General features: G+C 70.8%; 14 protein-coding genes. 6 read left to right on the forward strand and 8 right to left on the reverse strand.

The annotated features are described in order from the left end of the window. Nucleotides 1-4 precede the first annotated feature (4 nt). Both ACFZDL_RS32810 and ACFZDL_RS32815 read right to left on the reverse strand, forming a co-directional pair. Entirely contained in the window at nucleotides 5-994 is a 990-nt protein-coding gene (locus ACFZDL_RS32810; RefSeq protein WP_353590322.1) for a sugar ABC transporter permease, read from the reverse strand. Next, nucleotides 991-2,400 (reverse strand): extracellular solute-binding protein, encoded by a 1,410-nt coding sequence (locus ACFZDL_RS32815; RefSeq protein ID WP_353590321.1) that lies wholly within the window; start codon nucleotides 2,398-2,400, stop codon nucleotides 991-993. The genes ACFZDL_RS32810 and ACFZDL_RS32815 overlap by 4 nt, the downstream gene beginning before the upstream one ends. 167 nt (nucleotides 2,401-2,567) lie before the next feature. On the opposite strand from ACFZDL_RS32815, the gene ACFZDL_RS32820 reads away from it, so the two are divergent. The 3 genes from ACFZDL_RS32820 (at nucleotide 2,568) to ACFZDL_RS32830 (ending at nucleotide 6,239) form a co-directional block, all read left to right on the forward strand. Then, nucleotides 2,568-4,154: a glycoside hydrolase family 32 protein gene (locus tag ACFZDL_RS32820; RefSeq protein WP_353590320.1), complete on the forward strand. Its 1,587-nt coding sequence runs from the start codon at nucleotides 2,568-2,570 to the stop codon at nucleotides 4,152-4,154. Between the two features lie 204 nt (nucleotides 4,155-4,358). After that, a complete protein-coding gene (locus tag ACFZDL_RS32825) occupies nucleotides 4,359-5,951 on the forward strand; it encodes an FAD-binding oxidoreductase (protein WP_353590319.1) in 1,593 nt (530 codons plus the stop codon). Between the two features lie 111 nt (nucleotides 5,952-6,062). Then, nucleotides 6,063-6,239 (forward strand): hypothetical protein, encoded by a 177-nt coding sequence (locus tag ACFZDL_RS32830; protein WP_353590318.1) that lies wholly within the window; start codon nucleotides 6,063-6,065, stop codon nucleotides 6,237-6,239. Between the two features lie 163 nt (nucleotides 6,240-6,402). Here the strand turns inward: ACFZDL_RS32830 and ACFZDL_RS32835 are convergent, their stop codons facing one another. Both ACFZDL_RS32835 and ACFZDL_RS32840 read right to left on the reverse strand, forming a co-directional pair. Next, the gene (locus ACFZDL_RS32835; RefSeq protein WP_353590317.1) at nucleotides 6,403-7,185 is read right to left on the reverse strand and encodes a GntR family transcriptional regulator; all 783 of its coding nucleotides are present in this window, start codon (nucleotides 7,183-7,185) and stop codon (nucleotides 6,403-6,405) included. After that, nucleotides 7,182-7,724 (reverse strand): UTRA domain-containing protein, encoded by a 543-nt coding sequence (locus ACFZDL_RS32840; RefSeq protein WP_353590316.1) that lies wholly within the window; start codon nucleotides 7,722-7,724, stop codon nucleotides 7,182-7,184. Before ACFZDL_RS32840 ends, ACFZDL_RS32835 begins: the two co-directional genes overlap by 4 nt. Before the next feature lie 234 nt (nucleotides 7,725-7,958). On the opposite strand from ACFZDL_RS32840, the gene ACFZDL_RS32845 reads away from it, so the two are divergent. Further along, entirely contained in the window at nucleotides 7,959-8,177 is a 219-nt protein-coding gene (locus ACFZDL_RS32845; RefSeq protein ID WP_353590314.1) for a hypothetical protein, read from the forward strand. Nucleotides 8,178-8,403: 226 nt separating this feature from the next. Continuing rightward, a complete protein-coding gene (locus tag ACFZDL_RS32850) occupies nucleotides 8,404-8,826 on the forward strand; it encodes a PIN domain nuclease (RefSeq protein WP_353590313.1) in 423 nt (140 codons plus the stop codon). A gap of 15 nt (nucleotides 8,827-8,841) precedes the next feature. Here ACFZDL_RS32850 and ACFZDL_RS32855 read toward each other — a convergent pair whose 3' ends face one another. From ACFZDL_RS32855 to ACFZDL_RS32870, 4 genes are read right to left on the reverse strand one after another with little or no spacing between them, the layout of a single operon-like run. Continuing rightward, nucleotides 8,842-10,284 (reverse strand): hypothetical protein, encoded by a 1,443-nt coding sequence (locus tag ACFZDL_RS32855; RefSeq protein WP_353590312.1) that lies wholly within the window; start codon nucleotides 10,282-10,284, stop codon nucleotides 8,842-8,844. 14 nt (nucleotides 10,285-10,298) lie between these two features. Next, the gene (locus ACFZDL_RS32860; RefSeq protein ID WP_353590311.1) at nucleotides 10,299-11,891 is read right to left on the reverse strand and encodes a hypothetical protein; all 1,593 of its coding nucleotides are present in this window, start codon (nucleotides 11,889-11,891) and stop codon (nucleotides 10,299-10,301) included. After that, nucleotides 11,869-12,645: a hypothetical protein gene (locus tag ACFZDL_RS32865; RefSeq protein WP_353590310.1), complete on the reverse strand. Its 777-nt coding sequence runs from the start codon at nucleotides 12,643-12,645 to the stop codon at nucleotides 11,869-11,871. Before ACFZDL_RS32865 ends, ACFZDL_RS32860 begins: the two co-directional genes overlap by 23 nt. After that, nucleotides 12,645-13,325: a hypothetical protein gene (locus tag ACFZDL_RS32870; protein ID WP_353590309.1), complete on the reverse strand. Its 681-nt coding sequence runs from the start codon at nucleotides 13,323-13,325 to the stop codon at nucleotides 12,645-12,647. Before ACFZDL_RS32870 ends, ACFZDL_RS32865 begins: the two co-directional genes overlap by 1 nt. Nucleotides 13,326-13,654: 329 nt before the next feature. On the opposite strand from ACFZDL_RS32870, the gene ACFZDL_RS32875 reads away from it, so the two are divergent. Then, entirely contained in the window at nucleotides 13,655-14,365 is a 711-nt protein-coding gene (locus tag ACFZDL_RS32875; protein ID WP_353590308.1) for a 4Fe-4S cluster-binding domain-containing protein, read from the forward strand. Nucleotides 14,366-14,390: the final 25 nt, after the last annotated feature.

The raw sequence follows: 14,390 nt of genomic DNA on the forward strand, positions 1-14,390 counted from the left end.
CGGCTCACTGGTAGTGGACGAAGCGCCGGCTGAGCCGGAACTGGAGGGCGGTGACCGCCATGATCAGTACGAACAGCAGCACGCCCACCGCGGACGCCGGGCCGAAGCGGAGCTGTTCGAACGCGGTCTCGTAGATCACCATCACGACGGTGCGGGTGGAGTCGCCCGGCCCGCCGTCGGTGAGCACGTACGGCTGCTCGAAGACCTGCAGCGCGTTGATGATGCCGACCACCGACGCGACCAGCAGCGTGGGCGACAGCAGCGGCAGCGTGATGGCGAGGTGTTTGCGCGGCCCGGTCGCGCCGTCGAGCGAGGCGGCCTCGTGGATCTCCTTGGGGATGTTGTTCAGACCGCCGACGAACAGCAGGAACGAGAACCCGAACTGCTGCCAGACATAAACCAGGATCACCGTGGCCATCGCCCCGTTCTCCGACGTCAGCCAGGGCACCGGGGCGATCCCGACCAGGCCGAGCAGCCAGTTGACGACCCCGAAGTCCTGGTTGAACAGGTACTTCATCACCACCGAGATCGACGCGGCGGACAGCACCAGCGGGAAGAAGAACGCCGACCGGAACACCGAGCGCAGCCACATGGGCATCCGCCCGTTCACCGCCAGCGCCAGCGCCAGGGCGATGAACAACTGCAGGGCGACCGCGAGCACCATGAACACCAGGGTGTTGCGGAAGGACACCATCACGGTCGAGTCGGAGAACACCTCACGGTAGTTGGCGGTCCCGGCGAAGCTCGGGTCGTCGATCACGTTCCAGTGGAAGAGGCTGAGGACGACCGAGCCGGCGATCGGTACGACCGTGAAGACCACGATGCCGACGATCGTGGGCGCCAGGAACAGCGCGGCGAGCAGCCGGGTGCCCCGGGTGCGGGCACCGGGCCGCGGGGGGCCGGCGGGCGGTGCCGCCGGCCGCGGCCGTGCGGCCGGGGCCTGCGTGTTCGCCTGCGAGTTCGCCTGCGAGTTCGCCTGCGTGTTGGTCGTCATACGTCACGCTCCATGGCCCTCTCCAGGTCGCCCTGCATCCGGCGCAGCGCGGGTGCCACCGCGCCCCGGGAGGCCAGGGCGGTGCCGGTGTGCTTGAGCAGCACCTGCTCGACCTCGGCGACCTGCGGCGGCGCGGGGATCGGCCCGGTGTCGGGGAACTTGTCGAGGGTGTCGTAGAAGACCTGCCAGTGGCTCGGACCGGTCTCCCGGTAACGGGCCTCGGTGAGCATCGAGCGGCGGGCCGGGGTGGTCTGGTTCGTCGTGAACAGCCGCGTCAGGGTGTCCCTGCGGGCGGCGTACTTGATGAACTCCCAACCCTCCTCCTGCTTCTTCGACGTGCGCAGCAGCGCGTAGCCGGCGGCGCCGAACTGCATGCGCTGGGTGCGCCAGCGCGGGAAGTACTGGACGTCGTAGTCCGTCGCCTTCATGCCCGCGAGATGCAGACCGCCCGCCCAGAAGCCGCCCGCGGGCGTGACGCCGACCCGGCCGGTGGAGAAGACACCGACCAGGTTCTGGCCGTTGCCGCCCTCGGGGCGGGTGCACAGGTCCTCCTGGATGAGGGAGGCGAGATAGTCGTACGCCTCCTCCACGCGGGCGTCGGTGGCCTGCGGGGTCGTCCACCGGAAACCGCCGCCGCGCCCCTGCCGTTCGGCGGCCGGGTAGAAGGAGTCCCACAGCCAGGACCCGCCCGGCGCCTTGGACTCGGCGAGCAGATTGGTGCCGCCCGCGAACAGCCAGGGCACCACGCCGCCCCACAGCCGGTTGGTCCAGAAGTAGGGCGTGAAACGGGAGCCGCTCGCCTTCTTCATGTCCCGCAGCAGCGCGGTGAAGTCGTCGCGGGTCCAGTCGGCCGCCGGGAAGCCCGCCCCCGCCCGCTTCAGCACCTGCTTGTTGAGGTACATGTCGGCCGCGTTGAACTCGACCGGCAGCTGGTAGAGGCTCCCCTCGTACATCATCGACTCCACCAGCGAGGGATGGACGTCGGCGAAGTACTCGCGCAGCTCCTCGGCGTCCCGCCGCACCCAGCGGTCCAGCGGGACCCCGAGGCGCCGCGCGAACAGCTGCACGCCCTCGGTGGCGACGTAGACGAGGTCGGGGGCGGTGCCCGCCGCGATCTGGGTGAGGATCTTCGCGAAGAAGTCGGACCAGTCGACGGCCTGCACCGCGTTGATGCGGAGCTTGATGTCGGGGTGCTGCTTCCTGAAGCCCTCGGTGAGCGTGCGGATGGCCTCCGGTCCGTAGGCGGGGCCGAGGGTGGCCACGACGAGGGAGCCGTCGTTCCGGCCGGGGATGTCGGCGCCGGTGAGGCGGTCCCAGTTCGCGGCGACGCCGCCGAGGGCCGCGGCCGTGGCGCCGTACGCCCCGTACCGCATCAGTCCGCGGCGGGAGATGAGCGAGTCGGTCATCGACGAACCTAACTCGTGTTAGGAGAAAGTGACCCCCCGATGATGAGAACCCTGTTACGAGGCTGTCAAGGCGTGCGAAAGGGTTGACCTTTAACGAGTTAGGTCTACAGTTCCGGACCACTGAGCCGCAGTCCCGACGACGACGTCGGGGAAGGAGCCGCACCACCATGGTCCGTACACCGGGCGTACCCAACGGCACTGGCCCGTCCAGGAGATCGCTCCTCGTCGCCTCGGCCGCGGGCGCGGCCGGCGTGTTGCTGCCCGTCGCGGCGAGACCCGCGGCGGCGAAGCCCAAGGCCGCGGCCGCGTGCTCGGGCAGCTACCGCGCCGGATACCACTTCACCGTCCCCGACCAGTGGATGAACGACCCGCAGCGGCCGATCTGGATCAACGGCGAGTACCACTACTACTACCTGTACAACCCCGACTACTCGACGGGTGGCACGACCGCGGGCACCACCTGGCGCCTGGCCACCAGCACCGACCTGGTCTCCTTCACCGACCGTGGCATCGCCGTGCCGAAGGACACCACCCCGGCCGGCGACGTCTGGTCCGGCTCGGCGGTGGTGGACACGGACAACACGGCGGGCTTTGGCGCGGGCGCGGTGATCGTCCTGGCCACCATGTCGCCCGACGACAACGCCAACACCCAGGCGCAGTACCTGTTCTCCTCCACGGACGGCGGCCGGACCTTCACCCCCCACGGCACCGCCCCGGTCCTGCCCAACCCCGGCGTCCGCGACTTCCGCGACCCCAAGGTGATCCGCGACGAAGAGCACGGCCGGTGGGTGATGGCGCTCGCCGAGAACAACAAGGTGGGCTTCTACCACTCCGCCGACCTGAAGTCGTGGACGTACGTCAGCGGATTCATCAAGGACGGCATCGGCGTCCTTGAATGCCCCGACCTGTTCCGGATCACGGCCGAGGACGGGGCCCGGAAGTGGGTGCTGGGGGTGAGCGCCAACGGCAAGGGCTCCGGGCTGCCGAGCACCTACGCGTACTGGACCGGCGCCTTCGACGGCACCACCTTCACGGCCGATGCCTCCGCCCCGCAGTGGCTGGACCACGGCTGGGACTGGTACGCGGCCGTCACCTTCGAGAAGCGAGACGCGAACGGCACTCTCGATGCGGGCGCGCGCTACGCGATCGGCTGGCTGAACCACTGGGACTACGCGAACACCACTCCCACCATCGAGTGCGACGGCTTCAACGGCACCGACTCGATCGTCCGCGAGATCACGCTGCGGCGCGCCGCGAACGGCACGTACTACCTCGCCTCCCGGCCCGTCCCAGCCCTCGACGCCCACGTCTCCCGCACGGTGAACCTCGGCGACCTGGAGGTCGACGGACACCGGACGCTGGACTACACCGGCACCGCCTACGAGCTGACGACCGAGATCGCCTGGGACCAGCTCACGGGCGCGGGGGTGCAGTTGCGCCGCTCTCCCGACGGCGTGCGGCACATCGACGCCGGGATCTACGGCGACTACGCCTTCGTCAACCGCGGCTACACGGTGAGCCCGGACTCCTCCGGGCGGTGGCAGGAGAGCAGGAGCCCCTTCGACCCGTCCGCGCGGACGGTCCGGCTGCGGATCCTGATCGACCGCACCTCCGTGGAGATGTTCATCGACGACGGCCGGTACGTGCACTCCTCCGAGGCCTTCCCGGACCCTGCCGACACAGGGATCGCCCTGTTCACGATCGATGGCCATGCGGTGTTCAAGAACACCGTGATCCGCGAATTCACGCTCTGAGGCACAACACACGGGCCGGCCCCGGGCAGGTCACTCCGGCTCGGCTAACAGGCGGTGCGCCACGCACGCTTTCGGGTGGCCGGCCCGTGGGCGCTCCACGCCGAACGGCCGTGTCGGTGAACGATCGGTTGACCAGTCGACCTCGAGGCGACCGAACCATCGACCGTTTCAACCGTTTCGACCGTTTCGCGAAGGCAGGCCACAGTGATCAACAGGCGGGACGTACTGCGGACAGGCACCTTGGGTGCCCTCGGCGCCGGGGCGGTGGCCGTGACGGCGCCGCCCGACGCGGCCGCCGCGACCGAGACGGCGGAGCGGGTCAGCCGCCAGGACTGGAAGCGGCTGGCCGCGTCCCTCTCCCCCGGTGCCACCCTCTACCGGCCCTCGAACTCCGGCTACCCACCGCTGGCGATCCCGTTCAACCACCGGTACGCCGGAATCCACCCCGCCGGCATCGTCGCCTGCGCCACCACGAGGGACGTACGCGAGTCGATCCGCTGGGCCCGCGCGGTGGGACTGCCCGCGGTGCCGCGCTCCGGTCTCGGCCACAACTACGCCGGCTACTCGGCCACCACGGGCCTGCTGCTCAACATGAGCCGGATGAAGAACATCGTCACCACCCCGCTGCGTGGCGCCGCCCGCTCCCGGGCCTACGGGCCGATCAAGGTCGTCCACGGCGCGGGCACCGTCACCGTCGGGGCCGGGGTCACCAACGGCGACCTGCACCCGCTGCTCGAGGAACAGGGCATCTTCGTACCGACCGGCCGCTGTCCCACCGTCGGGGTCGCCGGTCTTGTGCTGGGCGGCGGTATCGGCTTCAGCGACAAGATGTTCGGCCTGACCTGCGACCGGCTGGTCGCCACGACCGTCGTACTCGCCAGCGGCCGAGTGGTCGAGGCCAGCGCGGCCTCGGAGCCCGATCTGTTCTGGGCCTGCCGCGGCGGCGCGGGCAACAACTTCGGCGTGCACACCTCGTTCACGTTCCAGTACGAGCGGTTCCAGGGCGATGTGGGGTTCTACCGGCTCGGCTGGAGCCTGGACTCCGTACTGCCGGTGATGGCGACCGCACAGCGGATCGCCCAGGAGACCTCGGACAACAAGCGGTTCCACCTCCGCCTCGGCATCGGCACCCACGGGCGCACCCGGAACCAGATCCGCACCAACGCGGGCGTCAACGCGATCGGCCAGTACTACGGACCCCTCGACGAACTGCGGACCATCCTCGCCCCGCTGCTCGCCATCGGCACGGCCGACGAACGCGCCCGCAACTGCGCCGCCCTCCGCGAGGTCACCCCGGCCGAGGCGAGCACCCTGCTGAGCGCCACCACCCCGGTGGAGAAATTCGCCTCCAAGTCAGCGGTCCTGAACTCCCGGACAACCCTCACCGAGCGGCAGGTCAGCGCCGCGGCCCAGCATCTGCTCGACTGGCCGGGCAGCGGCAACCCGGAAGGGGCCGGGTTCGCGATGTTCGCCCTTGGCGGGGAGATCAACCGGGTCCCGAGGCGGGCGACCGCCTTCGTGCACCGCGACGACCTGTTCATCCTGGCTGCCGAGACCTCCTGGGCGGACTACGACTCCCCCGAGGTCGCCGCCGCGAACCTGCACTGGCTCCACGACTTCTACGACGCCCTCTTCCCCGGGGCGCCCCCTGAGCACTCCTACCAGAACTTCCCCGACCCCAAGCTGAGGGACTGGCGGGAGGCCTACTACGGCGTCAACTACCCCCGGCTCGTCCGCGTCAAGCGGAAGTACGACCCGACCGGCTTCTTCCGCTACCCCCAGGCAATCGGCTCCTGACCGCTCTCACAACGCCGCCCGGCCCGGGCCCCGCCAGGCCGGGCCGGGCCCGGGGGACAGGCCCGGCCTGGCCGGGAGGGGTCCCCGCAGGGGCGTGCCAGGCTCCGCCGCATGAAACGCTGGAAGTCCGCGATCGGGCTCGTCATCTCTCTTGGCGTGACGCAGCAGGCCAACGCGCCGGGCGCACTTTACTATTCGGCCGTATGGCAGGACCTCGGCCTGATCGGAACCGTCGTCTTCCTGGTCGTGCTGTGCATCGGTCCGAGAAAGAACGGGCGAGAAAAATAACGCTTGGACGCCACCTCCAGAACACCCAGCCAAGTCGAGTTGTACGCTCAAGCCTTTGACCGGCTTTCGCAGGGGGCTGTGCGGGGAGCCGCGGCGCGTTCTCTTGTGGTGAGTGCGTTGGCTTCGCTGGACTGAACAGCCGACTGGCCACACAAGGCGCCGCTCAAGAGGGCGAGAACTCGTACTGCAGCTCATAAAGATGACCTGCCTTGGCCATCACCGTGGCCTCGATGGGCCGTTCACCATCGCTGTACACGACCCGCAACGTCCGCAGGACGGGCAGATTCCCCGGCAAGCCGAGCACGGTGTACTGCTCCTGTGTGGGTACCCGGGCGGACACCTTGTCCACGCTGAGCCGTGGCGGGTACCCCAGCTCCGCCAGCAACGCCGGGGTACCGCCCTTGCTCTTGCGGCGATCCATCATCGCCGTCCCGCGAGCGAGCTCCAGCGGATAGTAGGACTTCACCAGCTCCACCGGCTCGTCATCCAGCGACAGCACCTGAGCCCGCAGCAGCGCCGTCCCGCCCTCCGGAAGCCGCAGCGCCTCCGCCACATCGGCGGGCGGCCTCACCTCGGCGACCTCCAGAAGGCGGCTGCTCCCGCGCGCCTGATGCCCGGTGGCCGCCTCGCTGATCCACCGATACGGCTCTCCTGGCGCGGCCGGCGCCATGTACGCGGCGGGCCGCATGGTGCGCTGCCGGTGTTCCCGGACGGTGACGGCCGCCCCGGCGCGGCCGACCGCCAGGCCTTCGTCCTTCAGCAGTTGCAGTGCCTTCTGCACAGTCGCGTTCGACGCGCTGAACCGCTCCTTGAGCTGCGCGGTCGAGGGAAGCCTGGCGCCCGGCCGGAGCTCGCCCGACATGATCTCGTCCCGCAGATCAGCGGCGATTCGCTCATGCAGCGACCGCCGATCGATCGCGTCCTGATCGGCCTTGGGCACGGTCATCCCATCCTGAGTTCGTAACGAAGTCGCTGGCGGTTGGCGGGCATGGTGATGAGATCGGCCTGAATCGGCCGATCGTCCTGGTCGAGGACGACCCGCTCAAGGCACATCACCGGCTCCAGCTCGCCGGTCCGCAGCAGCTCACGCTCCTGCTCGTCGGGCATCCGCGCCGTCACATCCTCCCGCACCCGACTCCCCACGTAACCGAGTTCCGCGAGCAGAGCGACCGCTCCCCCACGGATTTTCGCCGTACCCGCGAGGCCGGTACCAGCCGCGATGTGGGCCGGATAGTAGGAGTCGGTCAACTCGCAAGGCTGCTCGTCCAGATACATGATCCGCCGCCGCACGACCACTACGGCCCCCGCCTCTACCCCCAGCAGCCGCGCCACGACCGCAGGAGCGGACACCTCCCCGGCCTGGACGATGCGCTGAGTACCCCGCCGCCCATGAGCCGCGGCCTCCTCGCTCCACACATCGCCTCGGCCACCCCCGGCGGGCCGCAGGTAAGGCATCGCCGTACTGGTCCACGCTTCGCCGGCCAACGGGCCCTCCTCGTGTCCTGGTCGGCCGTCGCCAACCTTGCTGCTTTACACAGTAAGCGAACCGTTGGCCACCACCCAGGGCTTCCTTGCCGCTGCGCTGCTACGGCTGGTGTTACCGCCGTCAGGCGTCACCGCGCGGCCGACGGCCGTCCCGCCGTGCAGCACCATCACGAGCCGACGATGCGCACAGCGCGGGTACCCGACACATCCGCGCGACCCAGGCCGGCGGAGCGCGTGAACACCTCCATCGTCCAGTTCCGCCCGGCCTCCGGGCCGCCGGACGGCCATGGGGCCGCCCTGATCCGGCCCTACGGCGTCGCGCACGAACAGCTGCGGCTACTGGAACGCGCCGAGCGTCGGCTGCGGCGGCAGCGTCGGCAGGCGCTGTGGCTGGCCGTGCACGGGATCGATGTCGGGCCGCGCCTGATCCCCGGCGTGAAGGTGGCGGCGTAGATGGATTCACCGATGACGTCCCCGCCAGAGAAGGCACAGGACAACGGACAGGGTGGGCAGTAGACCACACCCCCGGCCGCCGGCACCCGAGTTTGCAGTGAGTATGGGACGGCGACACGCCGACGTCACGGCGTGTCGGTGTCTCATACTCACTGCAAAGTCGCCCCGCGGCCGAGGACGGAGCCTTCGATCTGGAGATCTTCGAGGACAAGAGGAACTATCGGCGGTGAACGCGGCACAATTCCTGATCGACACCAGCGCGGTGGCTCGCTTCTTGCGCGGCGACGCGGAGCAGTACGGCTGGGACCGGGCCGCCGCGGCCGGACTCATTGCCACCTGTCCCATCACCGAGCTCGAATCCCTCTACAGCGGGCGCTCCACGGCAGATCGCACGCGGGCCATCGATGATCTGCGGCTGCTGTTCGGCTGGGTGCCCGTCGACGACCGCGCCTACGATCGCGCGTGGCAGGTCCAGGAAGCGCTGACCAAGCGTGGACAGCACCGTAGCGCCGGAGCCGTGGACCTGGCCGTCGCCGCTACGGCGGAACTGCAAGGGCTGACTCTGCTGCACCGCGACCGGGACTTCGAATGCATCGCAACGGTGACGGGCCAAGCACTCCAGTGGTACGGCCCCGAAGCCGGCAAGTGAACGGGGCGGCGAGGGTCACCGCGCTGAGCGCGCGCCGCCGCGACGGGCGACCCGGCCCCGGATTCCCGGGCCGGCTGGGCCGGCCGGCTGGTCGGCGCGCGGGGTCACGCCGAGGCCCTTGAGGCGTTCGAAGTCCGCCGCGTCGATCTTCTCCAGGACCTGCAGCTGCCGCTCCAGCGCATCGGACTGCGAGCCGAAGTCCTCGTGTCTGCGCAGCGCGTTCGCGGTGGTGACGTGGTAGCGGGCGAGGGCGACCTTCAGGCTGCGGCTCTCCAGGACCATGCGGTAGATCGTCTCCTCCGCCAGGGCGTCCTGGACGGACCGGACGGGCCGGGTGAAGAAGAGGGTGACGATCTGCCCGGCGCCGAGGGCGCCGAGGATCGCGGGGCTCTGCCAGCCGACCCGGCCGGGGAAGACGACGCCGAGGAGGGAGAGCAGGAGGGCGGTCAGCAGCAGAGAGGTGCCGAGGCCCAGCAGGAACTTGGCGGCGAAGCCGACGGTGCGCTGGGCCTGTCTGAGGCGTTCGGAGGTCTGGATGCGGTAGTCACGCAGCCGGGCGTCCTCGTAGGAGAGGATGCCCTGCTTGTCCTGGATGTACGAGGAGTAGCCGGCGAACTCCGCGTCGCCGCCCCGGGCGAGCCGGCGGTCGTCGTCCGGGCGGGAGCCGAGGAACCGGGCGAGTTCCGCGAGCCCGGTCATCACCTCGGTGCGCAGCACGCGCTGGCAGAAGTCCAGGGCGGTGAGGTGGCGTTCCAGGGTGCGGCTGGCGGTGAGGGCGTCGGAGACGACGAGTTGCCGGACGTCGTAGCGGGAGCGGATGCCGGTCAGCAGCAGCTGGATCTTGATGTCGGTGAGCACGCCGATGACGACGACATGGGTCGTCTCGTGACGGCCGTCGGCCAGGAGCCCGTCCAGCAGCACGGCCAGAGGGGAGGGCTCGCGGTGGCCGGGGCCAGGTGGGTGTGCGGGGGTGTCCTGGAAGTCGTAGAGGGTGTTGGAGCGCACGTGGTGGACGCGCAGTCTGCCGCCCCAGCCGTCCTCGGCGCCCCCGGGCGGCGGCTGCGGGGCCAGCAGGTCGGCGAGGCCGTCGATGTACGCCGCTCCCCAGGTGTCGGCCTCGCAGTGCGCCCCGTACTGCCTGCGTTCGAGGTCGTACGCCTCCCCGGGGATGTGCCAGTCGCGGATGTTGATCAGGTGGAGTACCCCGTCGCCGTGGCCGCGCGTACGGGAGCCGACCGTGGCGTCGAGGAAGCGGGCGAGGGGTGAGTGGCGCAGTTCCGCCTCGGGCAGGACGCGGCGGTGGCCCTCCGTGCGGAGGGTGTCACCGCCCTCGCAGTCCAGCAGCAGCTTGGACACCGCGCTCTCCGGCAGCGACAGCTGACAGTCCAGATTGAGGAAGAAGTCGTTCTGCAGGCACTGCGTGATGAGGATGTACTGCTCCTCGCCCGCCGGTTCCATCGGTCACCCACCCCTCAGTGCGGCAGCAGCGGCCACTGCTGGGACAGCCGCATCGCGGCCTCGGTCACCGCGGGGTCCGCGGACTGGCCCGCGAGACCGTCCAGATAGGCGTGGGCCGCGGCCTCGTACAGGTCGTCGACGGCGTAAAGACGCGCCTCGTGGGCCGCGCGGCGGGCTCCGGCGCGGGCGTCCAGGGTGGCCTCGGCCTCCTTGGCGCGCTCGGCACCGGCCATGTCCGCCTCGGTCTCCCGCTCCAGCTCCCGCAGCTGCTCGGCGGTGGTGCGGTACGCCGCGAGATACGGGTGCTCCTCGCCGAGCCCGAGCAGGAAGGCGATGCCCCCGGAGAGCAGCAGCAGCGCGACGAACATCAAGGAGACGCTGTGCGGGTCCAGGTGCAGGGACTCGATGAGGCTCGGCGGATCGGCGACGCTGTCCCCCACCGACGCGGCCACATCGGCCGGCAGCTCCAGCGGGGGCTCCTCCTTGAACGCCACCTTCGCCCGCAGATCGCCCAGCGCCCAGGCCCCGTACGCCCAGACGCCGATCAGCGCGAGGGCGGGCACGGCCGACAGCCGGACCGCGCCGGTGGCGGAGCGGTGGCGCAGGATGCGGCCCCCGATGTGCGGGGCGAGGATCATCGCCACGGCCACGGCCACGGTGAGGCTGACGGAGAGCAGATTGGCGAAGGCCCCGACGCCGTGCAGATTCTCGAACACGGTGTAGTAGACGGGGAACTCGACCGCGATCAGCAGCCCCAGCACCCCGATCTTGATCCAGCGCGGCATACCGGGGCGGGCCGCCGCGCCCTCCCAGGCCGCCCTGGTGGACAGGGCCCGGTCGGTCGCGTCGGGCTGGTCCCGCTCCGCCGGGTCGTGCTCGGAGACGGCCTGCCAGTGGGCGTGGCCCCGGGCGGTCTGCGGCTCGTCGTCGCGGTCGCGGTCGCGGTACGGAGCGGTGGCGCGGCGGTCGGCGGCGGGGTCGTTCGCGTGCCGGGTGGCGGCAGTGCCGTCGGCGCCGTCCATACCGTCGGACCAGTCGGGGGGCATCCGGTTGCGCAGCCAGCGCCGTTCGAAGCTGCCCCGCACGGTGTCGCGGAAGGTCTGCCACCGGTCGGCCCGCCGCGCCAGCCGGTCCAGCTGGGCGGTGGTCACCATCTGCTGCTGTTCCAGGACGGTGCGCCGCCGGTTCGCCCGCGTCAGCCGCTCGCCCGCGGCAGTGGCCGCCGCCCGCACCCGGCCGGCCTCCAGCGCGCCGTCCTCCTCGGCCCGCGCCGACTCCTCGGCGAGCCGGTGCCTGACGCGGTCGCGCAGGCTGGCCAGCTCGGCGAAGTACGGAATCCGGTCGGCGCTGCCCAGCACCCAGGGGTCGTAGACCTCCCGGGCGCCGGCCGCCGCGCCGCGCTTGCGGGCCCGGTCGAGCAGCCAGTCGCTGTCGCCCGCGCGGATGAGCTCCGACTCGACGGGCTCCGGCTGCGGCAGTGCCCCGTCGGGGAAGTGGCGCGCGGCCGCGCGGCCCCGGCGGCGTCCGCGGTCGGAGTCGGGCCTGCGGCGGCGCAGTCTCAGCCGCCGCGGCTCCTCGTCGTCGCTAACGGTATGTGGTGTGGACACGTGCCTTCACCCTCCCCTCCAAGAGCTCCGTCCAGAAGGAGTTGAACCGGTCGTACCGGGCGGTGTCGGTGCCGTACTTCATGCCGTACCCCACCGGATAGACATCGGCGCCGGACAGCTCCGGCTTGTGGTGGGACTTGAGGAAGGCGTCGATGGTCTTCGCCCGGCTCGCGGCGGTCGACAGGTCCTGCTTCCCCAGCCGGAAGTCCGGGTCGCCCTGGTCGAAGTCGCTCACCACCAGCACATCGAACGAGTCGTCGTCGGTCGGTTTGGTCAGCGCGATGCGCGACAGTCCGCCCAGCACATCGGAGCCGGGCTCCTCGTCCTGCGCGCAGCGCAGCAGCTTCAGCGCGTTGGAGAGGGCGACCGCCCGCATGGCTTTGCGGGTCCGGTCGCGGTCGGCCGTCTTCGAGGTGTCCGGGTCCAGGTCGAGCGGGCTGACCTGGCACTTGGACGCCTGGGAGACCTTGGTGATCGGGGCGAAGGACGTCTTGCGGCACTTGTTGTCCGACAGGAAGGTGTTCAGCACCGCCCTGAGCTTGGCCTCCGCGTCGAAGCCGGTTTTGGTGGCGGCGGCCGAGCCCGAACCGTCGACCACCACGCCGCACGCCTGGGAGTAGCGCTCGGGTTCGCCTGACACCGCGTCGCAGGCCGTGGCGGCGGTCGCCGCCAGGGCGAGCACCAGTGCGGTGGACGCCGCGCGGCGCGTCTTCGGTGCCCTCGGCGCCTTTGGTGTGGGGATGTTGGCGGTCATCACGCACTCCTCCCGTCCGCTCGGCGGGTGTTCTGCCGCTCGAGTATCTGGAGCGCCCGGGACGTGGCCGTCCGGGCGCCCTCGTCGTCCGCCAGCAGCCAGACGTCCGGCCGGTACCAGGACTGGTCCAGCTCCACCCGGCCGGGCAGCCAGTCCCCGGGCGGGCGCCGGACGAGGCGGACGAACTGGGGGTGGTGGGCGCGCACCGCGTCCCAGTAGCACGCGAGTTGCTGATTGGCCTCGTCAGCGACGGCCTGCGCATGGGACCGGCAGCGGTCGACGCTGGTGCGCCACTCGCCCACCCACTGGCCGTACCGCGCGAGGGCGGCGGGCCTGGGGTCCTTCCGGACGTCGTACTGAGTGACCACGCGCACCGACTCGGCGCGCAACCTGCTGATGAGGGCGTGTTCCTGCCCGATCATCGAGGCGCGCATCTGCTCCATGGCCCGCCGGGCGGTGGTCCGTACCTCCATGACGTAGGCGGGGAGCGGCAGTTCCTCCGGGTCCGGCGGCTCGATGAGCTCGGGCGGCTCGTCGCGCCGCCCCTCGAAGTGCCGGACCGGGATGCGCGGCACGCCCCGCTCGCCATCGCGCTTCCCCCGCCATGTGGCCCTGAAGCGTGCGGCACGGCCGAGGTGTCCCCGCCGCACCACACGGTTGACGCTGTCGGTTCTGATCATGGATTTCTGTCCCCCGATTTCCCTCGGCGTGGAATTCGGCCCCGGACGGCCGCCTCACGGAAAGCAGCACTCCGCTTCCCTTCCCAAAGCGGTACGGCAATCGAGCCGAATACCTGTTCAGACCGTAGCGGTCAGCTCATACCCGGGAATGCTCCCCGCCCGGGCCGCTCCCGAAAACGCCCGGAAGCCGACCGGAGAACGCCCCCGTAGTCGCCTGACGCCAGGTCATACTGGAATGGTTCCGGGGACTTCAGGTTATCGATCAATGAATATCGATCATGGAATTCGGAACACGTCGGCCGAGCCACGGCGGGAAAGGAGGCAGGCCGGTGGAGAACGTCCCCCCGGGCCCGGAGCCGTTGCCGCTGCGCGTCAGCGCGACACACTTCCCGGTCGAGACCCTGGGCCCCGGGCGTCGGCTGGGCATCTGGCTGCAGGGGTGCGGGCTGGCCTGCGCCGGATGCATGTCACGGCACACCTGGGACCCGCGGGGCGGCACCTCCCGCACGGTCGCGTCCCTCCTCGCGCTGTGGCGCGCGGCGCTGCGGCAGGGAGCCGACGGGCTGACGGTCAGCGGCGGCGAACCGCTCGACCAACCGGGCGGGCTGGCCGCCCTGTTGGCCGGAGCGGCCGAGGCCCGCGCGGAGGCGGTGGCGCCGGGCGGCCCGGCGGCCGGCCGCGAGATCGACTTCCTGCTCTACACGGGATACGAGGAGGAGGAAGTGGAGCGCGACGCGGCGCGCTCCACCGCCGTCCGCCACGCGGATGTCGTGGTGACCGGACGCTTCCGGGTGGCCGAGCCCACCGAGTTGGTGTGGCGCGGCTCGGCGAACCAGCGCATGCTGCCGCGTACGGCACTGGGGCGGGCGCGCTACCAGGCGCATCTGGCCCGGACGGCGAGCGGATCCCGTCTGCAAGTGGTCGAGGGGGAGGGCGATGTGCGGCTCTACGGAGTGCCGCGACGCGGCGAACTGGCGGCGCTGGAGCGCCGCCTGCGACAGGCGGGGGTCCGCCTCACGGGGCCCAGCTGGCGGCCCTGAACGGCGGCCGGCGGCGGTAGGGCCC

Origin of the sequence: Streptomyces sp. NPDC007917, from assembly GCF_042959105.1 — a bacterium.
Lineage (GTDB): Bacteria > Actinomycetota > Actinomycetes > Streptomycetales > Streptomycetaceae > Streptomyces.

Bases quoted from the DNA above. Each gene is read 5' to 3' on its own strand.
- ACFZDL_RS32865 (WP_353590310.1), bottom strand. From the start codon at position 12,645: ATGACCGCCAACATCCCCACACCAAAGGCGCCGAGGGCACCGAAGACG.
- ACFZDL_RS32820 (WP_353590320.1), top strand. From the start codon at position 2,568: ATGGTCCGTACACCGGGCGTACCCAACGGCACTGGCCCGTCCAGGAGA.
- ACFZDL_RS32815 (WP_353590321.1), bottom strand. From the start codon at position 2,400: ATGACCGACTCGCTCATCTCCCGCCGCGGACTGATGCGGTACGGGGCG.
- ACFZDL_RS32830 (WP_353590318.1), top strand. From the start codon at position 6,063: ATGAAACGCTGGAAGTCCGCGATCGGGCTCGTCATCTCTCTTGGCGTG.
- ACFZDL_RS32835 (WP_353590317.1), bottom strand. From the start codon at position 7,185: ATGACCGTGCCCAAGGCCGATCAGGACGCGATCGATCGGCGGTCGCTG.
- ACFZDL_RS32810 (WP_353590322.1), bottom strand. From the start codon at position 994: ATGACGACCAACACGCAGGCGAACTCGCAGGCGAACTCGCAGGCGAAC.
- ACFZDL_RS32855 (WP_353590312.1), bottom strand. From the start codon at position 10,284: ATGGAACCGGCGGGCGAGGAGCAGTACATCCTCATCACGCAGTGCCTG.
- ACFZDL_RS32870 (WP_353590309.1), bottom strand. From the start codon at position 13,325: ATGATCAGAACCGACAGCGTCAACCGTGTGGTGCGGCGGGGACACCTC.